Here is a 21,122-nt window from a genome sequence, read left to right on the forward strand (position 1 = left end):
CGTGTTCAGCCAGGCGTACACCGCCACGGACGGCCCGGCGGCGACGTGAACCCTTGACGCAAGCCCATTACTACATGTAATTTTTTGCCAAAAACGTCATTGCGACCACGAATCTCGAAGGCGAAAGGGGAGCAATTGCGTCTTGCGAGCCGCGTGGCGGCAAGTTTGTTCGGTTCATTATTGCTCGTTGTCGGAGTTGTCCCGGGTACCGCCCTTGCGGACATGTCGGATACCGCCGACTACGTCAACACAGTCGATATATTTAACTACGATAAGACCGATCGTTGTATTGACGATAGCCTTGCGTATGGCCTTCGCTCTTATCCATGCAATGGCTCTGATTGGCAAAAGTGGGACAAATATTTCGCCCACGGACTACTCACATTCGCGAACGTCCAAACGGGCCGATGCCTGGACGACAGTAACAAGTACGGCCTGCGAGCGTACTCCTGCAACAATTCCAGATACCAGAAGTTTTTCGATGACAGCGGAAATGTTCTTAACGTTGTCCTTCGAAACGAGGTTACTGATCGATGTGTCGATGACAGTTTCGCCTATGGATTGCGGAGCTACTCATGCAACGATTCATCGTATCAGAAATGGCATGTCTGGGATTAATCAGCTCGTCTGTCGTCGCAACATAGGGGGATGAGTATGCGTTCCGTGAAGCGCTTCGTATCTACTCTGATTGGCACTCTGTTACTAGTCGCCGGACTTTCAACCAGCGCATCAGCAGACGAATGGAACGACCTGAAAAACGAAAACACCGACCGGTGCCTCGATGACAGTTTTGCGTACGGCCTTCGGCCTTACACCTGCAATTACGGTGCATGGCAGGAGTGGGAGCTTTCTTTCACAGAAAACAGAACCTATGTGATAATAAAAAATATCAAGACAGGTCGATGCCTTGATGACAGCTTTAGATACGGCTTGCGGAGCTACCCGTGCAATGGCGGTGACTACCAAGAGTTTCGCAATATGCCCGGCGGACCCGACCATGGTGGGGAGGCCCTAAGACGTTTCCGGAACAACGCTACCGGCCGGTGTGTCGATGACAGTGTTGCTTACGGCTTGCGGGGTTTTGCATGTAACGGTTCCGGTTATCAAGTATGGGGTCCTTCGTTCGCACACTAGCAAAACGTCCCGGTAGGGACGCCCCATCCTGAATCAGATACGAGGCACTGGGTGAGCTTTGTCCGCGGCGCCTAGCACGGACAAAGCTCACCCAGCTTAACACCCAGTATCTACAGCAGGTTGTTGGATTTTAGGAACTCTTGTGCGATGTCGACAGGGTTACGCTTTTTTACATCCAGTTCGACATTGATCTGAGTCAGCTTCTCGGTCGTCAGCGCTGCGGACACAGAGTTAAGCGCTTGCTTTTGTTTGTCACTAAGCACATCTTTCTTAGCCAGCGGAACCACATTCTGCGCCGGGAACATATTCTTGTCATCCTCCAGCGCCACAAAACCATTCTGCTGAATAGCCGGATCGGTAGAGAACAGTGCGCCTACGTCAATCTCGTCAGAATTCAGCGCAGAAATGGTAACCGGGCCGCCGGTATCGGTAACGGTGATCTCAGCGAAGTCGCAACCGTAGAGTTGCTTGATTGTCTCCTCCCAACGCTTCGCCCACTCGCCGGGACCACCGAAAACCAACTCCTCGCAGCGCGGGGCCAAATTGGAGATCGTTTCGATTCCAGTGGCGGCCAGGTCCTGACTGACCACCAGTTTGTCCTTGTTCTCCGCAGCCGCCTGCTCAAGCACCTGGAGGGACTCCGGCAACTTGTCTCCCAGTTGCGCAAAGACCTCTTCCGAGGTAGACGCCTCGGTCCCTTTTTCGAAATGTCTCAGCAAATTTCCACTATATTCGGGAATGAGATTGATTGACCCATCCTGCAACGCTCTGACAACGACCTCGCGACTGCCGAGAGATGATGGCACAGCGACATTTTGCGCACCAACACTGCGCAGCATCTCGGCGTAAACATGCGCCAACACCCGGCTCTCACCAAAATTGAAAGAGCCGACAACTACTTTCCCGCCGGAACCGTCACCGGGACCGTCTTGACTGCCAGACTTCAGCGGGTCCCCACTACAGCCAGTGGCAAGCAAAACAAGGGAGGCGATAACTACGATAACTGACCTTCTCATTACCTGTCTCCTTAGGTACGACTCGTGGTTGCCAGCGCTACCCCGGGGGACACGATCAATCGTTGCAGTCCGGCAAGAACCAGGTCGAGCGCAATGGCCAGCAGCGCGGTCAGGACAGCTCCCACAACAACCTGATAATAATCACGGTTAGCTAAACCATCGAGCAATATGCGGCCGAGGCCGCCTGCACTGATATAAGCAGCGACCGTCACCGTGGACACCAACTGCAGGACCGCGTTTCGGACCCCACCGAGCATAACCGGCAATGCGATCGGCACCTTGACCTGCCACAGCCGCTGCCAACGGGTCATCCCGACCCCCAAGGAAGCATCGGCTACCGACGGATCACACGCCTGCACCCCAGCGTATGTGCCCGCCAAGATCGCTGGTATCGCAAGCACCACCAACCCGATGACGGCGGCTGGGTATGTGATTGTCTCGCCAGGGAAGTTCACGTAAAAAATCATGAACATAAACGTGACCAGTCCCAGGGTCGGCAGCGCGCGCATGGCGTTACTGAATCCGACCAGTACTGTGCCTCCTCGACCTGTTTCGCCGACGAACAGCCCGACGGGAAAGGCGATGATCAGCGCTAGCCCGAGCGAGACGAAGGTGAGCTCGAGGTGCTCAAACAGATGGCCGATCCAGTTGGCCGGGTCACCCAGGAAGGTGAGTATCTCCGCGATCATGCTTCCTCACCCGGTTGAGAACGCAGCCACGGCGTCAACCAACGCCGTACCGACACCAGCAGGAAGTCGACTACCAGCGCCAGCAACAAGGTCAGAACGATACCTACCACGACCGGTGCGAAGTACATCCGCGGAAACCCGTCGGTGAACAGCACACCGAGACCGCCGGTTCCGATCAGCGCGCCCACGCTGACCAGGCTGATATTGCTCACCGATGCCACCCGGACCCCTGCGGCGAGCACCGGGACGGCCAGTGGAAGCTCCACACCGAGGAACCGCCGGGCCGGGCGGTATCCCATCGCGGTCGCCGCGGCGATCACATGCTGCGGCACGGCGTCCAGCGCGACCAGCACCGGCCGCACCAGCAGCGCCGCGGTGTAGATGGTGAGCGCGATCACGACGTTGATACTGTCCAGCATCTGGCTACCGATCAGGCCGGGGATCACCACGAACAGCGCCAGCGATGGCACAGTGTAGAGCAGGTTCCCCAGTACGAGCAGCACCCCGCGCGCCCGCGGTAAACGGATTCCGAGCCAACCTGCACTCACCGCCAGCAGCGCGCCGCAGGCGAGCGGTACCAGCGCGAGGTACATGTGTTCCAGCAGCATGTCCAGTAACCGCGCCTGGTTGTGGGCGTTAGCCAGGTAGTGGCCGAGCTTGTCGAAGAAGCTACCCATCGGAACCGACGCCCTCGGGGTGGTTCTCGATCACGTCGAGCACCTGCCGCGCGGTGACCGCACCGATCGCGCGGCCGGCCTCGTCCACCACGACCCCGAGGCTGGCCGGAGAGGACAGCGCGGCGTCCAGGGCGCCGCGCACCGGGGCGCCCCGCTGGTACAGCGAGCCGCCCGCGACCAGATCCGGCTCGGCCAGCGGACCGCCCACAGTGGAATCGGGCGGAAGCCAGCCGCGCGGCTCACCCGCCTCGTTCACCGCGAGCAACCACCGCGAGCGCCCGGCAGGCGGGGTGCTGCCGAGGGTGACCGTGGCCACCTCCGCCACCGGCACCGCGCTGCCCGGTAGGAAGGAAAGACCGCGGTAGCCCCGATCCTTGCCGACGAACGACGCGACGAAGTCGTCAACCGGATGCCGCAGGAGCTGCGAGGGCGTCCCGTACTGCGCGAGCTTTCCACCCACGCGCAGGACCGCGACGTTGTCGCCGAGCCGGATCGCCTCGTCGATGTCGTGGGTGACGAACACGATCGTCTTGCCCAGCTGGGACTGCAGCCGCAGCAGCTCGTCCTGCAGCCCCTCGCGCACCACCGGGTCCACCGCGGAGAACGGCTCGTCCATCAGCAGTACCGGCGAGTCGGCGGCGAGCGCGCGGGCGACGCCCACCCGTTGCTGTTGCCCACCGGAGAGCTGTGCCGGGTAGCGCTTGGCCAGCTCCGCGGGCAGGCCGACCGTCTCCAGCAACTCGGCCGCCCGTTTACGGGCCCTGCCCCTGTCCCAGCCGGCGAGCAGGGGAACGGTGGCGACGTTGTTCAGCACGGTCCGATGTGGAAACAGCCCGGCGTGCTGGATCACGTAGCCGATGCCCCTGCGCAGCAGCGCCGGGTCGGCGTCCCGGATATCCTTGCCGTCCAACAGGATCGTGCCGTCGGTGGGCTCGACCATCCGGTTGATCATGCGCAGCGAGGTCGTCTTGCCACAACCGGAGGGGCCCACCAGAACGGTGATCGTGCCGTCCTCGACGGTCAGGCTCAGCTCGTCCACCGCGGTGATGCCGCCCGGATACCGCTTGGTCACGCCCCGGTACTCGATGCCCACGCGTCACTCCCCTCAGTCGGCGCGCACGGGTCGAAGCACCCTAGCCCAGATCCCCGCCCCCGGCACAGCTATTCCCGCCATCCGGGGGCCCTGAACGTGGCGATCAGGACACTGGACGTCGCGAACGTGGCGTTTGAGACATCTGACGTCTCGAAAGCCACGTTCAGGGCACTTGGGCCGGTTAGGGGGTGGGGGTGACACCGTCGCTCTCGGCCGCCTTGGCCACGGCGGCGGCCACCTCGGGGGCCACCCTCGGGTCCAGCGGGCTGGGCACGATGTGCTGGGCGGAGAGCCGGTCGGCGGCGACCCCGGCGATCGCGTCGGCCGCGGCCAGCTTCATGTTCTCGGTGATCGCCCGCGCGCCGGCGTCCAGCGCCCCACGGAAGACGCCGGGGAAGGCCAGCACGTTGTTGATCTGGTTCGGGAAGTCACTGCGCCCGGTGGCCACCACGGCCGCGTGCCGGGCGGCGACATCGGGGTGCACCTCGGGATCCGGATTGGACAGCGCGAACACGATCGCGTCCTCTGCCATGGTGGCCAGCAGCGATTCCTCGATGGTCGATCCGGAAAGGCCGATGAACACGTCGGCGCCGCGCAGCGCCTCGCCGAGCCCACCACGCAGGCCGGTGCTGTTCGTGGTGGTGGCCAGTTCCTCCTTCACCGGGTTCAGGTTGTCCCGGCCCGGGTGGATGATGCCCCGCGAGTCCAGCACGGTGACGTCGCCGACACCGGCGGCCTGCAGGATCCGCGCGCAGGCCACACCCGCGGCACCGGCACCGGAGATCACCACGCGCTGGCCGGCCACGGCCCGGTCCAGCACCAGGTTCGCCCCGCGCAGCGCGGCCAGCACCACGATCGCCGTGCCGTGCTGGTCGTCGTGCATGACCGGGCAGTCCAGCGCCTCCTTGACCTTCTCCTCCAGCTCGAAGCAGCGCGGCGCGGAGATGTCCTCCAGGTTCACCGCCCCGAAGGACGGGCGCAGCCGCACCAGGGTCTCGACGATCTCGTCCACGTCGGTGGTGTCCAGCACCAGCGGGATCGAGTTGAGTCCGGCGAAGCTCTTGAACAGCACCGACTTGCCCTCCATCACCGGCAGCGAGGCGCTCGCGCCGATGTCGCCGAGCCCGAGCACCGCGGTGCCGTCGCTCACCACGGCGACCAGGCGGTCGGCCCAGGTGTAGCGCCGGGCGAGGGAGGCGTCCTCGGCGATCGCCCTGCTCACCTTGGCCACGCCCGGCGTGTACGCGATGGACAGGTCACGCGGCCGCGAGATCGGACGCTCCGCGGTGACCGAGAGCTTGCCGCCCTGATGCCCACGGAACACCTCGGCGTCGGTCACCGGCGCCGCCTCGCCGATCCCCGGTGGCGGGGTCTCGTCGGCGATGTCCATGCTGACCTGGTTGTTCATCGTTGTTCCTGTCGTCGGTTCGGGTCGCGGCCCACACGGCCCACGAATACACGTACCCCCGGTGAATCGGGTTTCCCTCCAGCACGGCTGTCCAGCGCGGTAGCGCGGGCTGCCGGCGAGGCTTGGCGTCGACTCGGCCCATGGTGAGGCGTGACCGCAACGCGGCGGTTGGTCCAGTGTGACAGTACGCGCGCGTCCTGTGGCCCCGTGGTGCGGGGGATATCACATCTACGGCGCCCTTTCCGCAGGTCAACGAGGCGTATAGAAGACGTCCGTCCGGCTTGCGAAAGCACACCCGCTGGTGCGCGGGCGGGCACGAGCCGCTGGCTAAGGTAGGGACCATGCAGGTGCGTGAGCTGGATGTACGGGACGCCTACGAGTTCATCCCGACGACGTTTTCGGACAACCGCGGACTGTTCGTGGCTCCGATGCAGGAACCCGCGTTGCAGGAGGCGATCGGCCACCCGCTGTGGGTGGCGCAGACCAACCACAGCATCTCGGCCCGTGGCGCCATCCGCGGCGTCCACTTCGCCGACACCCCGCCCGGTCAGGCGAAGTACATCTACTGCGCCAGGGGGAGCCTGCTGGACGTGGTGGTCGACGTGCGGGTCGGTTCGCCGACCTTCGGCCGGTGGGATGCCGTCCGGCTGGACGACACCGAGTTCCGCGCCATGTACCTCGCGGAGGGCCTCGGCCACGCCTTCATCGCGCTGGAGGACAACACGGCGATGTCCTACCTGTGCTCGGTCGGCTACAACCCGCGAGCCGAGCACGGCGTCAACCCGCTGGACCCGGCGCTGAACCTGCCCTGGCCCACCGACCTCACCCCGGTGCTGTCCGAGAAGGACGCCGCGGCGCCCACCCTGGCCGAGGCGGAGGCGAGTGGCCTGCTGCCCCAGTACGCCGACTGCGTGGCCTACTACGAGAAGCTGCGCGCGGGCTGAACGTCCTCCGCGAGCACGCGCTCGAGGTTGCGCTCGGCCAGCGCGGTGATGGTGACGAACGGGTTCACCCCGGTGCTGCCGGGGATGAGCGCGCCGTCGGTGACGTAGAGGTTGCGGTAGCCCCTCACCCGGCCGTACGCGTCGGTCGCCTTGTCGAGCACCACGCCGCCGAGCGGGTGGTAGGTGAACCTGTTCTCGAACGGCCGAGTGCCGCCGAACAGGTCGTAGCGGTAGATCGTACGGTTGGCCCGGTTGATCCGGTCGAACGTCGCTTTCGCCGCGTCGATGGCGGGCTGCCCCTGCGCGGCCGACCAGCACAGCCTGGCGGAATCGGTGGCCAGGTCGTAGCTGAACCGCCCGCGCTCGGGGTTCCTGGTGATCGCGAGGTACAGGCTCAGCCAGGTCTCCACGCCTACCGGTACCGGCGCCACCTCGGCGAAGACCGGGTGCTCGGGGTCGTCCCAGTTGTCGATGCCCAGTGCGGGCATGGCGGACTGCAACCTGCCGGTGGTGTTCCACAGGTGGTTGGCCCGGCCCAGCATGACGTTGCCGTTGCCGCCCCAACCCCTGCCGACCTCGGTGCTCAGCCCCGGCAGCCGGCCGGTCTCCCGCGCCCGCAGCAGGAGCTCGGTGGAGCCGAGGCTGCCCGCGCCGAGGAAGAGCCGGTCGGTGCCGAACCGCCGGACGCCGAGCAGGGTGCCCTCCGCGTCGATCTCCCGCGCGGTCAGGGTGTACCTGCCGTCCGGCTCCAGCTCGATCTCCCGGACCTCGTGCAAGGTACGGATGGTCAGGTAGCCGGTGCGCAGCGCGGCGGCGAGGTAGGTCTGGTCCAGCGAGCGCTTGCCGTGGTTGTTGCCGTAGATGACCTCGGCGGCCAAGGCCGAGCGCGGGACCGACCCTTCCTCCTCCCGCCGCAGGTAGTCGAAGTCGTACACGCTGGGCACGAAGGTCGTGGCCAGCCCGGCCCGGTGCGCCTGCTTGCGGGAGAGCCGGGCATACGCGTACGAGCGGCAGGTCTCGAACCAGTCCGGGTCGATCTCGTTCACACCGAGCTCGGCCCGCGCCCGCGGGAAGTGGGTGCGGTACATCTCCGGCACGTCGACGCAGGGCAGCGTCTCCGCGAGGTAGTCCCGCCGCGGGGTGACGGCCATCGCGCCGTTGACCAGCGACCCACCGCCCACGCCACGCCCGACGTAGACCGACATCTCGTCGAAGTCCACCCGGTCCAGCACCCCCGCGTGCCTGCGGATGGTCCGGTTGGCCAGGTCCATCCAGAGGAAGCTGGACAGGGGCGCCCTGGTCCGCTCGGCGAACCAGGTGGAGCGCTCGTCCGGGGACCGCATACCGCAGAAGGACGCGCTCGCCCCGCCGGACCAGGACTGCCCCATCTCGAGCATCAGGGTGGGCACGCCGGCCTCGGTGAGCCGCAACGCGGCGACCGCGGCCCCGTAACCGGAGCCGATCACGATGGCGGGCCAGGACCTCGGGGAACACCTCACGACCCCAGCATCACCGCTGCTGAGAGCGCACGCAAGGTTGAGTAAACACCGTTTACCTCACACTGGGGTCCGCTGCTCCTTCCGGGTCACCCAGATGGTGATGGTGCCGGTCACCACCGGCGCGCCCGCCTTGTCCGAGATGGTGACCGGAACCTCGACGTCCGCCCCCTCGTCACCGAACTCGGGGATCTCCGGCAGCTCGGCCACCGCGGTGAGCCCGGTCTCGGCCTTGGCCACGTAGTTCACCGTCATGCCCTTGGGCAGCCACCGGTGGGTGGTCGGCACCGTCGCCTCGGCCAGCATGCCCATCGCGATCTCGGCAAGGTTGCAGGCCGCGATCGCGTGGAAGGTGCCGATGTGGTTGTACACACCCCACCACTTGGGCGCGCTCACCGCGCAGTAGCCGGGCCGCAGCTCGCGCACCGAGGGCAGCACCGTGCGGAAGTAGGGGACCCGCAGGCACATCGCCGCCGAGAACAGCTGCCGCCCACCCGGCTTGGCCGCCAGTTTGGTCCACATCGCAAAGGTCTGGTTCCGCGCCATGCTCACTCCCTCGCAGGTTACTCGCCAGTAGCACAGTACACCGGCGGCTATATTCGCAACATGCGACAGGCCCTCTACCTCCTACGTCACGGCGAGACGGAATGGTCGGCCACCGGCCGGCACACCGGACGTACCGACATCCCACTGACCGCGAAAGGCGAACGGCAGGCGCGGGCGGCCGGCGAGACGCTCGACCTGCTCCGCGGCCCGGCGGCGCCGGTCGTGCTGGCCAGCCCGCGCGCGCGTGCGCTGCGCACGGCCGAACTGGCCGGGTTGCGGGTCGAGGAGGTCACCGAGGAACTGGCGGAGTGGGACTACGGTGAGTACGAGGGGCGGACCACCGAGGACATCCGGCGGACCGTGCCGGAGTGGACCGTCTGGTCGCACCCCAGCCCCGGTGGCGAGACGGCCGCACAGGTCGGCGAGCGCGCGCGTACGCTGCTCACCCGGATCGGCGACCTGCTGGGGGACACCGAGGTGGTACTGGTCGGCCACGGCCATTTCAGCCGCGTCCTGGTCGCCTGCTGGCTGGGGATGCCCGCGGGCGACGGGGTGCACTTCGGGCTGGGCCCGGCGGGCATCAGCGTGCTCGGCGCGGAGCGTGGCACACCGCAGATCCGGCACCTGAACGTTCCGGCTTGCCAAAGGGGTTGACGTGCAGCAAATTAGGCGTGTTCGCGAGTCCGATGTGGACACGGTGGTCGAGCTGGTCCATGAGCTCGCCGAGTACGAGAAGGCACCGCAGGAATGCCACCTGGAGGCCGGGCAGCTACGCGCGGCACTGTTCGCCGAGTCCCCGGCGCTGTTCGGGCACGTGGCCGAGGTGGACGGCGAGGTCGTGGGCTTCGCCCTGTGGTTCCTCAACTTCTCCACCTGGCGCGGGGTGCACGGGATCTACCTCGAGGACCTGTACATGCGACCGTCCCGGCGCGGCGCCGGGCTCGGCAAGGCCCTGCTGGCCGAGCTCGCGCGGGAGTGCGTGCGCCGGGGCTACGCCCGGCTCGAGTGGTGGGTGCTGGACTGGAACCCGGCGACCGAGTTCTACACGTCACTCGGTGCGGTACCGATGGACGAGTGGACCGTGTACCGGCTCACCGAAGGGCCGCTGCGCGAGCTCGGCGCTCAGTGTCTTACCCAAGAGTCGGGCTGTTCAGATCCGTAGCATGCGTCACCAAATACCTTGACCTGCAACGACCTCCCGCCCGTCGCCCACCACCACCCACACGGTGGCGCTGCGCGCCGCGGTGACCATGGGTCTGGCGGCCCGCGGTCGCTGAGTCGTTCTGAACAACCCTCCCAGTAGGCTCAGCCGTCCTCCTCCCGCTCGCGGCGGGCGGCCCGGCCCGCTGCGCCGTCCCTGCGGGCGGCCTCCTCCTCGGACTCACCGTCCTCCTGGCCGAGCACCCAGGCGCGGGAACGCCTGCGGAACAGCAGCACCACCGTCAGTACCCCCACCGCGATCAGGGGAATCCCGAACCCGGGCCGGCCGGAGGGGCCGGTGGCGTACCAGCCGACGCCGGCCATGATCAGGGCCACCACGACCCCTGGTGAGCGGGCCCAGGTCTTGCCGAGCAGCAGGCCTGCCGCGCAGGCGAGGGTGCCCGCCGCGAGCGCGAAGTAGTAGCCGGCCTCGGCGTAGACGTTGTTGCCGCCGATCTCGCTGGTGCCGCTGAACGAGCTGACCACCAGCAGGGCGGCGAGCGCGAGCATGGCCAGCCCGGGCAGCGCGGTGAGTACGCCCGCGAGGCGCACCTCGCCGGGGGCGGGCGAGATCTTGTCGGTGAAGGGCACGGAATTCTGGCCTTCCGGACTGCCGATCGGGTCAGGGGTCCACTCCGGGAATGACCGAGGGTGAACACATTCGATGGTATGCCACCCGGTCGGCCGTTTTCGCCCGGCCGCCAAGGGACAAGACTTGGGGTGTCGTCGGCGAGCGGGCGGTCGGCCCGGGTGCACTTGTCACGACGCAGGCGCCATCGCTGAGGCGAAGGAGGACCACCGGCACAGGCACGAGACGTCAGGCCGAGGACGTGACGAGACTCGCAGGAAGTGAGGCCCGCGTGTACTCCGTTCAGGTGGTGCGGTCACTTACTCTGCAGTAATGCGTGCCGTCCTCGTCGTGAATCCGCAGGCAACCGCGACCACCCCTGGTGGCCGCGATGTCCTGGCACACGCCCTCGCGAGCGAGGTGAAGCTCGACGTCGTCGAGACGGACCACCGCGGGCACGCACGGGACGTCGCCCGGGCGGCCGCTCGGGACGAGATCGACCTGGTGGTCGCGCATGGCGGTGACGGCACGGTTAACGAGGTCGTGAACGGGCTGCTCGCGGACACCCCGCCCCGGCCGGGCGGGCACGACTCGGTACCGATGCTGGGCGTGGTGCCCGGCGGGTCGGCGAATGTCTTCGCCCGCGCCCTCGGACATCCGCGCGACCCACTCGAGGCCACCCATCAACTGCTGCACGCCATCGAGGAGCGGCGAACCACCCGGGTGGGCCTTGGCGTGGCCGACGACCGCTGGTTCACCTTCAACGCGGGCCTGGGCTGGGATGCCGACGTGGTCGCGGGCGTGGACCGCAGGCGGGGTAAGCGCACCAGTCCCGGCTTGTACCTGCGCGCCGCGGTCGCCTGCTACCTGCGCCCGCCGCGAGGCAGGCCGCCGCTGACCGTACGACTACCCGGCGAGGAAGCCGTCGCGGTGACCACGGCCTTCGTCTCCAACACCGATCCGTGGAGCTATCTGGGTTCCCGGCCGATCCATCTGAACACCAACTGCTCGTTCGATACCGGTCTCGGCCTGTTCGCGCTGCGCAACCTCGGGCTGCTCACCGTGTTGCGCCACCTCCGGCAGGCGCTGCGCAGCAAGAGCAAGCACCGCGGCAGGCAACTCGTGCGCCGGGACGATCTGCCGATCGTCCGGATCGACGCGGAAGAACCGGTAAACTTTCAGGTGGACGGTGACCTGGTCGGCCAGCGAACGACGGTGGAGTTCAGCAGCGTGCCGAACGCGCTGACCGTCGTGTGCTGAGGGTTGGCGAGATCCCGGCCGATCACCTGCGACAAACTCGATCAGCCGCTCATCGACGGAGACCCTCCGTTCACCGCATCGCACTTCCGGTGCGGAGCGTCGATTCGGGCAGAAACCGCAGGTCAGACAGTCGCCCAGCCGGGTGAGCTGACTCACCGATCTCGAGAAAACACTTGTCGAAGCCGGTGCTTCGTGAAAGCATTCACAAGCACCCAAAAACGACCGCCATTGACGACTGCGGCGCGGAGCACCGCGCCCTCATAAGGAGCTCACAGAAATGGACTGGCGCCACCGCGCGGCCTGCCGAGACGAGGACCCCGAACTGTTCTTCCCCGTGGGAACGAGCGGTCCTGCGATCTCGCAGATCGCCCAGGCTAAAGCTGTGTGCCACCGCTGTACTGTCGCGTCGGACTGCTTGGCCTGGGCATTGGCCAGCGGCCAGGACGCCGGCGTGTGGGGCGGTATGAGCGAGGAAGAGCGTCGCGCGCTGAAGCGCCGTCGCTCGCACATCGGTACGCGCAGTAACGCCTGATCAGCAATACTGGCTTTACCGCACGCGTCGCGCACCACGCCGGCGTGGCCCGAGTACGGATCCCCCACTGGAAAGGGCAATCCCGCCGCGGTAAACGTTCGAGGGCCGGCACCCACGGGTGCCGGCCCTCGAACGTTTCCACCCGCCACCGCAGGTCTCGGCAGTTCTCGGACGCTTTGTCAGATCAGAGCCGGCGGCTGAGGGGAATGCGAAGGGCCGCTTCGGTGCCGCCGGAACGCGGACCGCGCAGCGACAGCGAGCCGCAGAGCTCGGATTCCACCAGGGTCCGCACGATCTGCAGGCCGAGCCCGTCCGCGCGTTCCAGGGAGAACCCGGCAGGTAGGCCCTGCCCGTCGTCCCGGATCAACACATCCATCCGGCGGGCCGAACGCTCCACAGTGATCTCCACCTTGCCCGGCCTGCTGTCCGGGAAGGCGTGCCCCATCGCGTTCTGCACCAACTCGGTCAGCACCATCACCAGCGGCGTGGCGATCTCCGCGGCCACCACCCCGAACGACCCGCTGCGCTCCAGGCTCACATGGGGTTCCGCGGTGGCCACCTCGCCGACCATGGGCAACACGTTGTCCAGCAGCTTGTCCAGGTCGACCCGCTCGTCCACGGACATCGACAGTGCCTCGTGCACCATCGCGATCGAGGTCACCCTGCGCACCGAGTCACTGAGCGCGTGCCGTGCCTCCCGATTGGAGGTTCGCCGGGACTGCAGCCGCAGCAGGGCCGCCACCGTCTGCAGGTTGTTCTTCACCCGGTGATGGATCTCCCGGATGGTGGCGTCCTTGGACATCAACGCGCGATCGCGGCGTTTCACCTCGGTCACGTCCCGGACCAGAACCAGCGCGCCGGCCGGTTGCCCGGCGGGCCGCAACGGCAACGCGCGGAACAGCACCACGGCCCCGCGCCGGGAGTCCACTTCGATCCGACTGCCCGGCTTCCCGTCCAGCGCGTCGAGAATGCGATGGGACACCTCGGTGGCATCGAAAGGGTCCCGGATCAGCGAACGGGTCAGCGGGGCGAGCCGCACCCCGACCAGATCGGACTCGTGCCCCATCCGGTGATACGCGGAAAGCCCGTTCGGGCTGGCGAACACCACCCCGCCCGCGGAGTCCAACCGGATCAGCCCGTCACCCACCCGGGGGCTGGTATGTACATCGGTCGGGCTGCCCGCGCTCGGGAAGGTCCCGTCGGCGATCATCTGGCACAGGTCGGCCGCGCTACCCAGGTAGGCGATCTCCAGCGGGCTCGGCACCCGCGGTGCCGCCAGGTTGGTCTCCCTGCTGAGCACCGCGACCACCGTGTCACCGAAGCTGACCGGGATCGCCTCGCGGCGCATCGGGAGATCCAGGTACCAGTGCGGGTCCTCCTCCCGGCAGATCCGGACCTCCCGGATGGCCCTGGACAGCTGGGGATGGTCCGCGGTGGTGAACCTGGCCCCGACCACATCCTCCGGATGCGCGGTGGGCGCGGTGGTCGGCCGGGCCTGCGCCACGCACACAAAGTCGTCGGTACCGTCCGGCTCGCCGAGGTCACCGGCGGCATGCTCGGCCGGCCGCTCCCCGGCGTCCACCGGCACCCAGAGCAGGAAGTCGGCGAAGGAAAGGTCGGCCAGCAGCTGCCATTCGGCGACCACCAGCTGCAGATGGTCGGCGGCCTCCCCGGAGAGGCCGGTGTGCTCGGCGAGCAGTTCGGCTAGCGTGGACAATGGCGCCTACCCACCCCTCGTTCTCGGCCGGGGACTATCCAGCTCCATACAACCAGACCCGGCCCCGGCCGGCGGGCCAGGGACCTGCGAAGCAGCGCCCGTGACACACTGGACGGGTTGTCGCAAAGGAGTGAACATGTCGAAGCGCGCCCGTAAGCGTCGCGACCGGAAGAAGAACAGCGCGAACCACGGCAAGAAGCCGAACAGCTGACGCTGTACCGGCAGACGACGGCCCCGGTACCACTCTCGGTACCGGGGCCGCGATGTTCCAGGGGCGGGCTGGCCGCTACTCGGCGCGCCGCTCGACGTTCACCTCGGTCCGCTCCACGAGGTGCCCGGCACGTTCCTCGACGGTCCGCCGGATGGACGCCCGCAGCCTGCTCTTCAACTCGTCCGGCGCGTGCTCGCCACCGCACTTGCGGGCCAGCAGCACCTTGAGCTGCTCGTCGATCCCGTACTCCTCGAGGCAGGGCGGGCAGTCCTCGAGGTGCTTGCGCAGTTGGGCCTCGTGCTCCTTGCTGCACTCCTGGTCCAGCAGCAGGTAGATCTCGGCCAGCGCCTCCTCGCAGCTGACCTTGTCGGAGTCTCCACAGGCATTGCTCATCGACCAGCCACCTCCTGCTTGGCCGAACGAATGAAACCACGCTCCCGCGCCACGTCCGCGAGCAGGTCACGCAGCTGGGCGCGGCCACGGTGCAGGCGCGACATCACGGTGCCGATGGGTGTATCCATGATCTCGGCGATTTCCTTGTAGGCGAAACCCTCGACGTCGGCCAGGTACACCGCGAGCCGGAAGTCCTCCGGCAACTTCTGCAGTGCCGCCTTGACGTCGACGTCCGGCAGGTGGTCCATCGCTTCCACCTCGGCGGAGCGCAGGCCGCTGGAGGTGTGGCTCTCCGCCTTGGCGAGCTGCCAGTCGGTGATCTCGTCCGTCGACTGCTGCTGCGGCTGACGCTGCCGCTTGCGGTAGCTGTTGATGTAGGTGTTGGTCAGGATGCGGTACAACCAGGCCTTGAGGTTCGTGCCCTTCTTGAAGGACGCGAACGCCGCATAGGCCTTCAGGTAGGTCTCCTGAACCAGGTCCTCGGCGTCGGCGGGGTTGCGTGTCATCCGCATCGCCGCCGAGTAGAGCTGGTCCAGCAGCGGCATGGCGTCCCGCTCGAACCGCTCGACGCGCTCGCGGATGTCTTCCGTGCCGCTCGCGGAGTCCGTGTCGACAGTGCTGTCGACCGTGGGCTCCGCAGGCTGCTGTGTACTCGGCAAACCGTTCCCCTCCTGGTCGGCGTCGACGCCCCGCGACCTGCGGGCGGCATCCGTAGCCGGATACGCATACGACAGTTCCGAGGATACGCGCACGTCAGGCCGTGAGCCGGACACGGCCGGTCGCGCGGTACGGACGGCGTTCGGAGCAACTTCGGTCAGCACATCCCGTACCAACACGACCGACCCCCGGCGAATTCCCGCTCGATCCCGCGGCGGGCCGCGCCTAAGGTAGCGCTCGTGGCAGGTACTCGTGGCAGGTAAAGGCACCCCGGCGACCGCACTGCTGGCACAACAGCAGGTGTGGCATGCGTTGCGCTCCTACGAGCACGATCCCCGGCAGGACTCCTACGGGATGGAGGCGGTCGAGGCACTCGGCCTCGACCCCGAACGGGTGTTCAAGACCCTGGTCGCCGAGGTGGACGGCACGCTGACTGTAGGTGTGGTACCGGTCACAGGGCAGCTCGATCTCAAAGCGCTGGCCGCGGCCGTCGGCGGCAAGAAGGCCAGGATGGCCGAGATGACGGCCGCCCAGCGGGCCACCGGCTACGTGGCGGGCGGGATCTCCCCGCTCGGGCAGCGTGGGAGGCTACCGACCGTGGTGGACGCCACCGCCGAGTTGTTCGACACAGTGCACTGCTCGGCCGGCAGACGTGGACTCGAGGTCGAACTGGTGCCGGCCGACCTGATCCGGCTCACCGCGGCCGTGGTCGCCGAAATCGCCACCACCTAATGCCATTTCACCGTGCCACTACAGCGAGCACCGGCGGTCTCCCGGGGTTGCCCGCCGGGTGTTTGATCCGGTACTAGGCCACCCCGGTGGGGGAGCTAGTACCCCAGCGCGCGGGAAGTGCCGTCCCCGCAGAGGAGCCGATCGTTGGGGCATGACGACGGCGATGACGACGACCGAGACGGCGATCCCGCGCTGGGCGAACGTGGCGGCACACCTGGCGGCGGCGAGCGCCGTGCCGTCCGGGCTGTGGCGGATCGCGATGGGACTGCAGATCCCGGTGGGCTTCACCGAGGCCGGGCTGCGCGAGTTCAGTATCCCCGGGTGGGGGACGGTGTACGTGTTCGGGCTCAGCCTCCTCGCCGAAGCCCTCGCGTTCCTGACATTCGGGCTGGTGCGGCGCTGGGGCGAGGTGATGCCGCGCTGGGTTCCCGTGCTGGGAGACAGGCGGATCCCACCGCTGGCCGCGATCGTGCCGGCCATGGCGGGTGCGGTCGCGGTTACCCTGATCACCTGGTGGTCGGCGCTGAACTGGGGCAAGGCGGGCGACGCCATGCCGAGCGGCACGATGGAAGAGGGGGACCCGTACCAGCTGGTGATGACGCTGTGTTACGCCCCACTGCTGCTCTGGGGCCCGCTGCTGGTCATGGTCACCCTGCATTACTGGCGGCGCAGGGGCACCTTCTAGACCAGCGGGCGCAGCACACGCTCGAGCCACTCACCGGTGGCGCGGGCGATCCCCTCCAGGTCGGCACGCAGGCTGTGATCCCCCGCGAGGAGCACCAGCTCGTGATGGTGGCCGGCTTCCGGCCGACCGAACGGGTCCCGCTCCCCCTGCACGATCAGGGCGGGCACCTCCACGGCGTCCAGCTCGGCCTGCCGGGTCTTCTCCGGCCTGCCGGGCGGGTGCAGCGGGAACGCCAGGCACAGCACGGCGGCGACCTGCGCGGCGGCGGCCGTGCGGCAGGCCACCCGCGCGCCTGAGGACCGGCCACCGAACACCATGGGCAGGTCGTCGAACCACCGCGCGGACAGCTCCTCGGCCACGGTCAGCCAGGCGGTGTCGAGCTGGTTCGCGGGCGCGGGCGCGCGCCTGCCCACGACCCGGTACGGCTGCTCGACCAACGCGACATGCACCCCGGCGGCCTGCGCCGCCCTGGTCGCGGCGACCAGGTCCGGGGCGTCGATCCCGCCACCCGCGCCGTGGCCGAGCAGCAGCCCCGCGACCCCTTCCTCGGCACAGTGCAGCTCGGCACGGGCGAGGCCGTGCGCGGTGTCGATCTCCAGGCAAGTCATGGGTGCCGGCTGCTGGGCAGGTCGAACAGCCCGCCGTCCAGCTCGGCGGGCGCCGGGTCCACTCGCTCGGTGAGCTCGGGGCCGTTGTGGCGGACGTTGTTCACCCTGGTGGACACCGGGCGCAGCTCCAGCCGGTCGACCAGTTCCGGATCCGGTTCCCCCAGCAGGCCGGTGACCTCGGTGTTGTCCGGGTCGAGCCAGGTGTTCCAGTGCCGGCTCGGCATCAGCAGCGGCATCCGGTGGTGGATGTCGGCGAGCTGGCCGACGGCGTCCGTGGTGATGACCGAGCAGGTGATCAGCGGCGCGGCGTCGGGGTCCGCCTTCGGATCGCGCCAGGTCTCCCAGAGGCCGGCCATCGCCAGCGAGGAGCCGTCCCGGGTGGTCATGAAGAACGGGTCCTTCGGCGCCTTCTTGTCGGCCTTCTTGTCGGCGTTCTTGCCGGTCTTGTCGCCGCCGGACCCGGCCCGCCACTCGAACCAGCCGTCCGCGGGGATCAGGCAACGGCGCCGGCTGAGCGCCTTGCGGAAGGCCGGCTTCTCGGTGGCCGACTCCGCCCTGGTGTTGATCATGCGGTTACCCACGGCGGGATCCTTGGCCCAGAAGGGCACCAGGCCCCAGCGCATCACCCGGACGCTACGCACGGCAGGCTCGTCCTGGATGACCCTGCCCTCCTCGTCCCGCGGATGCCGCTGCACCACGGTCAGCACGTTCATCGTCGGCGCGACGTTGTAGTTCTCGGACGGGGCCTCGCCTTCCGTCCCGTCGACCGCGTCGAACTCGGCGGCCAGCTTGGCCGGGTTCTTCGTCGCGGCGTAACGGCCACACATCGGCCGACCTCCTGTTTACCCGGTGAGATGCGCGTCTGCCCTGGTGTGAGACATCCTGGCACGGCCCACCGACAGATCGCGAGTCACGCGCGTTGGCCTGCCCGGCCCGATGGGGGATCATCGTCACTGCGCGGCGAGCCGAGTCGCCGCAGGTGACCCGCAGGAGGGATGGAGGGGTTTGGCCCGCAGGGACTGGCGCACGCTGGACGAGTCCGATGTCCGGGTGCGCCCTGGTAAGGGCAGCAGACCACGCAGCAAGCTCCGTCCCGCCCACGCCGACGCGGCGGCGGCGATGGTGGTCGCCGTGGACAGGGGCCGCTGGACCTGCGCCATCCAGGGCGATCCGGACCGGGTGGTGACCGCGATGCGCGCCCGCGAGCTCGGCCGGACGCCGGTGGTCGTCGGGGACAACGTGCGGCTGGTCGGCGACGTCAGCGGCAGGCCGGACACCCTGGCCAGGATCGTGCGGGTGGACGAGCGCCGCAGCGTGCTGCGCAGGACCGCGGACGACACCGACTCCCACGAACGCATCGTGGTCGCCAACGCGGAGCAGTTGCTGATCGTCACCGCGCTGGCCGATCCGCCGCCCCGGACCGGTTTCATCGACCGCTGCCTCGTCGCCTGCTACGCGGGTGGGCTCGAGCCGGTGCTCTGCCTGACCAAGGCGGACCTGACCGCGCCGGACGAACTGCTGGCCGGCTACACGGACCTGGCGGTGCCCGCCGTGGTCACGCGGCACGACGAGGACTCGCCCGAGCTGGCCGAGTGGCTACGCGGTCGGGTCTCGGCATTGGTCGGGCACTCGGGGGTGGGCAAGTCCACCCTGGTCAATCGCATGGTTCCGGACGCCGACCTGGCCACCGGTGTGGTGAGCGCGGTGGGCAAGGGGCGGCACACCTCGGTCGCGGCGGTCGCGCTGGCCCTTCCCGGCGGCGGCTGGGTGGTGGACACCCCGGGGATCCGGTCCTTCGGCCTGGCCCATGTAACCGCCGACGACATCGTCGGGTCCTTCCCCGAGTTCGCCGAGGCCGCCGAGGAGTGTCCCTCCGGCTGCGGGCACCTCGGCCCGCCGGGCGATCCGGACTGCGCGCTGGACAGCGTGCCGGCCGAGGACGCGGGCACCACGGCCACCGCGGGCAGGCTGGCCTCCCTGCGGCGGCTGCTCTTCTCACGCGCGGGAATCGAGCAATAACACGTCGACGTTTTTCGACCGACGCGCGCGGGGTGATCAGCGGCATGAAACCCTGAAGGTGGTTCAAACGTCACACTCGTGTACGGGCACGAGCCAAGGAGGGTTGTCGACCGCGGGCCGCCGGGCTCGCGCAGGTGGTCGTCGCAGGTGGCAGTATTGGTGACACGCTTTGCGGACCTGAATAACCCGACCGTGGGACAAGACACAAGATGAAGGCAGGCGATCGCATGCGCAAGACGGCCCTCGCGGCTGGGGGTTTCGCACTGGTCCTCGCGCTCACCGGTTGCGGTGGCGAGAGTGTCGAGGGTCAGGCGCAGACCTACGGCAACGCACAGGAGCTGGTCCAGGCCGCCCTGACCGGCACGGAAAAGAGCCAGACCGCGAAGTTCACCTTCGACATGAGCGTCGCCGGGATGAACATGAAGGCCAATGGCGAGGGTCGCTTCGACAGTGAGAACCCGGCCATGTCGATGACGATGGACATGCTCGGCCAGAACATGGAGATGCGGCTGGTCGGGGACGCGCTCTACATCAAGCAGCCGCAGGCCACCGGCGACAAGCCCTGGACGAAGGCCAGCAAGGACAGCAACGACCCGATGTCCCGGGCAATGGGCGGCAAGATCGAGGAGATGACCTCGCAGATGGACGTGCGCAACGCGCTCGACCAGGTCAAGGCCGCGGGGACGATCAAAAGCAGCGAGCAGACCGAGCTGAACGGTCAGCCCGCCACGCACTACGTGATCGACCTCGACTTCCAGAAGCTGCTGGAGCAGGAGTCCGCCAACCTGCCGCAGGGCATGAACGAGCAGATGGCCGGTAAGGTCGACAAGCTGCCGATGGAGCTCTGGCTGAGCGAGGACGAGCTCCCCCTGCAGGTCACGATGGACATGGCGAAGGTCATGGAAGCCGCGGGCGCGCCCGCGGGTCAGGGCGGCAAGGTCACCATGACGTACTCCGACTGGGGGGCACCGGTGAACATCGAGGCGCCGCCCGCCGACCAGGTCCAGGGGAACTGACCCGGTTTCGCGCCGCACGTTCGAACAACTGATGTACTGAGGTATCGAAGCGGCCTTCGCCACCGGTGGTGAAGGCCGCTTCGACCGCCAGGACGCGGCGATGTCGATGACCATGGACATGCCGGACGGCACCGTCGACGTCCGCCTGCTGGATGGGACGCTCTACGTCAAGCAGCCCATCTCCCCCGGCGGTCGACCGTGGATCGTGGTCTCCGGCGACGGCGGTGGAGCAACCCCGGTTCCCGGAGCACATCGCCGAGCGCATCCTCGGCAAGGTCGACACCGTGCCGATGGACCTCTGGATCGGCGCGAACCACCTTCCGCTGAAGGTCGTCGTGGACACCTCCGCGGCCGCCGAGGCTTCGGGTGCGCCACCGCCGCAGACCGTCAGATACACCATGACCTACTCGGACTGGGGGAAGGCGGTCAACGTCACGGCCCCACCCGCGAATGAGATCCGGGGCAACTGACCTTCCGGAAAACACCGGCGGAATGTCGGCCCGTTGTGTCAGTCTTGTCCC

The 21,122-nt window shown here is 67.6% G+C and carries 25 protein-coding genes; 12 read left to right on the plus strand and 13 right to left on the minus strand.

Translation table 11 applies throughout. The annotated features are described in order from the left end of the window. Positions 1 to 654: 654 nt before the first annotated feature. Complete coding sequence (locus tag FB471_RS36060) at positions 655 to 1,134, plus strand: RICIN domain-containing protein (RefSeq protein ID WP_483964216.1); 480 nt, start codon at positions 655 to 657, stop codon at positions 1,132 to 1,134. Between the two features lie 110 nt (positions 1,135 to 1,244). Here the strand turns inward: FB471_RS36060 and FB471_RS11195 are convergent, their stop codons facing one another. The 5 genes from FB471_RS11195 to FB471_RS11215 all read right to left on the minus strand — a co-directional run bounded on the left by FB471_RS11195 (position 1,245) and on the right by FB471_RS11215 (position 5,999). Continuing rightward, positions 1,245 to 2,150: an ABC transporter substrate-binding protein gene (locus FB471_RS11195; protein WP_141997576.1), complete on the minus strand. Its 906-nt coding sequence runs from the start codon at positions 2,148 to 2,150 to the stop codon at positions 1,245 to 1,247. Positions 2,151 to 2,161: 11 nt separating this feature from the next. Beyond that, a complete protein-coding gene (locus FB471_RS11200; protein WP_141997577.1) occupies positions 2,162 to 2,839 on the minus strand; it encodes an ABC transporter permease in 678 nt (225 codons plus the stop codon). Then, a complete protein-coding gene (locus FB471_RS11205; RefSeq protein ID WP_141997580.1) occupies positions 2,836 to 3,516 on the minus strand; it encodes an ABC transporter permease in 681 nt (226 codons plus the stop codon). Before FB471_RS11205 ends, FB471_RS11200 begins: the two co-directional genes overlap by 4 nt. Continuing rightward, positions 3,509 to 4,609, minus strand: coding sequence for an ABC transporter ATP-binding protein (locus FB471_RS11210; RefSeq protein WP_141997582.1), 1,101 nt, complete (start codon positions 4,607 to 4,609; stop codon positions 3,509 to 3,511). Before FB471_RS11210 ends, FB471_RS11205 begins: the two co-directional genes overlap by 8 nt. Positions 4,610 to 4,790: 181 nt before the next feature. Next, positions 4,791 to 5,999, minus strand: a complete 1,209-nt coding sequence (locus tag FB471_RS11215; protein ID WP_246076701.1) for an NAD(P)-dependent malic enzyme — start codon at positions 5,997 to 5,999, stop codon at positions 4,791 to 4,793. A 359-nt stretch (positions 6,000 to 6,358) separates the two neighbouring features. Here FB471_RS11215 and FB471_RS11220 point away from each other — a divergent pair, with 359 nt between their 5' ends. Next, complete coding sequence (locus tag FB471_RS11220; RefSeq protein WP_141997585.1) at positions 6,359 to 6,961, plus strand: dTDP-4-dehydrorhamnose 3,5-epimerase family protein; 603 nt, start codon at positions 6,359 to 6,361, stop codon at positions 6,959 to 6,961. Here the strand turns inward: FB471_RS11220 and FB471_RS11225 are convergent. Both FB471_RS11225 and FB471_RS11230 read right to left on the minus strand, forming a co-directional pair. Then, positions 6,937 to 8,460, minus strand: coding sequence for a GMC oxidoreductase (locus FB471_RS11225; protein WP_246076349.1), 1,524 nt, complete (start codon positions 8,458 to 8,460; stop codon positions 6,937 to 6,939). The two genes, FB471_RS11220 and FB471_RS11225, sit on opposite strands and share 25 nt — an antisense overlap. Positions 8,461 to 8,517: 57 nt before the next feature. Then, entirely contained in the window at positions 8,518 to 9,003 is a 486-nt protein-coding gene (locus tag FB471_RS11230; RefSeq protein WP_141997587.1) for a hotdog fold domain-containing protein, read from the minus strand. A gap of 60 nt (positions 9,004 to 9,063) precedes the next feature. On the opposite strand from FB471_RS11230, the gene FB471_RS11235 reads away from it, so the two are divergent. Together FB471_RS11235 and FB471_RS11240 are read left to right on the plus strand one after the other, a co-directional pair. Next, positions 9,064 to 9,657, plus strand: a complete 594-nt coding sequence (locus FB471_RS11235; RefSeq protein WP_141997589.1) for a histidine phosphatase family protein — start codon at positions 9,064 to 9,066, stop codon at positions 9,655 to 9,657. Between the two features lies 1 nt (position 9,658). Beyond that, positions 9,659 to 10,165 carry a GNAT family N-acetyltransferase gene (locus tag FB471_RS11240; protein ID WP_141997591.1) on the plus strand — a complete coding sequence of 169 codons (507 nt, stop codon included), beginning with the start codon at positions 9,659 to 9,661 and terminating at the stop codon, positions 10,163 to 10,165. Between the two features lie 143 nt (positions 10,166 to 10,308). Here FB471_RS11240 and FB471_RS11245 read toward each other — a convergent pair whose 3' ends face one another. Then, positions 10,309 to 10,794 carry a hypothetical protein gene (locus FB471_RS11245; RefSeq protein ID WP_211358010.1) on the minus strand — a complete coding sequence of 162 codons (486 nt, stop codon included), beginning with the start codon at positions 10,792 to 10,794 and terminating at the stop codon, positions 10,309 to 10,311. A 310-nt stretch (positions 10,795 to 11,104) separates the two neighbouring features. On the opposite strand from FB471_RS11245, the gene FB471_RS11250 reads away from it, so the two are divergent. Further along, positions 11,105 to 12,031: a diacylglycerol/lipid kinase family protein gene (locus FB471_RS11250; protein ID WP_141997593.1), complete on the plus strand. Its 927-nt coding sequence runs from the start codon at positions 11,105 to 11,107 to the stop codon at positions 12,029 to 12,031. Between the two features lie 277 nt (positions 12,032 to 12,308). Then, positions 12,309 to 12,563, plus strand: a complete 255-nt coding sequence (locus FB471_RS11255) for a WhiB family transcriptional regulator (protein WP_141997595.1) — start codon at positions 12,309 to 12,311, stop codon at positions 12,561 to 12,563. Positions 12,564 to 12,747: 184 nt separating this feature from the next. Here the strand turns inward: FB471_RS11255 and FB471_RS11260 are convergent, their stop codons facing one another. Beyond that, positions 12,748 to 14,280: a sensor histidine kinase gene (locus FB471_RS11260; RefSeq protein ID WP_141997598.1), complete on the minus strand. Its 1,533-nt coding sequence runs from the start codon at positions 14,278 to 14,280 to the stop codon at positions 12,748 to 12,750. Between the two features lie 136 nt (positions 14,281 to 14,416). On the opposite strand from FB471_RS11260, the gene FB471_RS35930 reads away from it, so the two are divergent. After that, positions 14,417 to 14,491 (plus strand): 50S ribosomal protein bL37, encoded by a 75-nt coding sequence (locus FB471_RS35930; protein WP_005466056.1) that lies wholly within the window; start codon positions 14,417 to 14,419, stop codon positions 14,489 to 14,491. Positions 14,492 to 14,566: 75 nt separating this feature from the next. On the opposite strand, the gene rsrA is transcribed toward FB471_RS35930, so the two are convergent. Together rsrA and FB471_RS11270 are read right to left on the minus strand one after the other, a co-directional pair. Then, complete coding sequence (gene rsrA / locus FB471_RS11265; RefSeq protein ID WP_141997600.1) at positions 14,567 to 14,884, minus strand: mycothiol system anti-sigma-R factor; 318 nt, start codon at positions 14,882 to 14,884, stop codon at positions 14,567 to 14,569. Beyond that, the gene (locus tag FB471_RS11270) at positions 14,881 to 15,465 is read right to left on the minus strand and encodes a sigma-70 family RNA polymerase sigma factor (RefSeq protein ID WP_142001776.1); all 585 of its coding nucleotides are present in this window, start codon (positions 15,463 to 15,465) and stop codon (positions 14,881 to 14,883) included. Before FB471_RS11270 ends, rsrA begins: the two co-directional genes overlap by 4 nt. Positions 15,466 to 15,793: 328 nt before the next feature. Between FB471_RS11270 and ybaK the strand changes: the two genes are divergently transcribed. Together ybaK and FB471_RS11280 are read left to right on the plus strand one after the other, a co-directional pair. Next, entirely contained in the window at positions 15,794 to 16,273 is a 480-nt protein-coding gene (gene ybaK / locus FB471_RS11275; protein WP_141997602.1) for a Cys-tRNA(Pro) deacylase, read from the plus strand. A 151-nt stretch (positions 16,274 to 16,424) separates the two neighbouring features. Beyond that, positions 16,425 to 16,958 (plus strand): hypothetical protein, encoded by a 534-nt coding sequence (locus tag FB471_RS11280; protein WP_211358011.1) that lies wholly within the window; start codon positions 16,425 to 16,427, stop codon positions 16,956 to 16,958. On the opposite strand, the gene FB471_RS11285 is transcribed toward FB471_RS11280, so the two are convergent. Both FB471_RS11285 and FB471_RS11290 read right to left on the minus strand, forming a co-directional pair. Beyond that, on the minus strand, positions 16,955 to 17,566 hold the full coding sequence (locus FB471_RS11285) for an alpha/beta hydrolase family protein (RefSeq protein WP_141997604.1): 612 nt from the start codon (positions 17,564 to 17,566) through the stop codon (positions 16,955 to 16,957). The two genes, FB471_RS11280 and FB471_RS11285, sit on opposite strands and share 4 nt — an antisense overlap. Then, positions 17,563 to 18,393 carry an SOS response-associated peptidase gene (locus tag FB471_RS11290; protein WP_141997606.1) on the minus strand — a complete coding sequence of 277 codons (831 nt, stop codon included), beginning with the start codon at positions 18,391 to 18,393 and terminating at the stop codon, positions 17,563 to 17,565. Before FB471_RS11290 ends, FB471_RS11285 begins: the two co-directional genes overlap by 4 nt. Before the next feature lie 178 nt (positions 18,394 to 18,571). Between FB471_RS11290 and rsgA the strand changes: the two genes are divergently transcribed. The 3 genes from rsgA to FB471_RS11305 all read left to right on the plus strand — a co-directional run bounded on the left by rsgA (position 18,572) and on the right by FB471_RS11305 (position 21,071). Then, positions 18,572 to 19,585 carry a ribosome small subunit-dependent GTPase A gene (gene rsgA / locus FB471_RS11295; RefSeq protein ID WP_141997608.1) on the plus strand — a complete coding sequence of 338 codons (1,014 nt, stop codon included), beginning with the start codon at positions 18,572 to 18,574 and terminating at the stop codon, positions 19,583 to 19,585. Between the two features lie 227 nt (positions 19,586 to 19,812). Continuing rightward, entirely contained in the window at positions 19,813 to 20,601 is a 789-nt protein-coding gene (locus FB471_RS11300) for an SCO4651 family lipoprotein (RefSeq protein WP_141997610.1), read from the plus strand. Between the two features lie 224 nt (positions 20,602 to 20,825). Beyond that, on the plus strand, positions 20,826 to 21,071 hold the full coding sequence (locus tag FB471_RS11305; RefSeq protein WP_141997612.1) for a hypothetical protein: 246 nt from the start codon (positions 20,826 to 20,828) through the stop codon (positions 21,069 to 21,071). The last annotated feature ends 51 nt before the right edge of the window (positions 21,072 to 21,122 follow it).

The sequence above is a fragment of the Amycolatopsis cihanbeyliensis genome, assembly GCF_006715045.1.
Lineage (GTDB): Bacteria > Actinomycetota > Actinomycetes > Mycobacteriales > Pseudonocardiaceae > Amycolatopsis > Amycolatopsis cihanbeyliensis.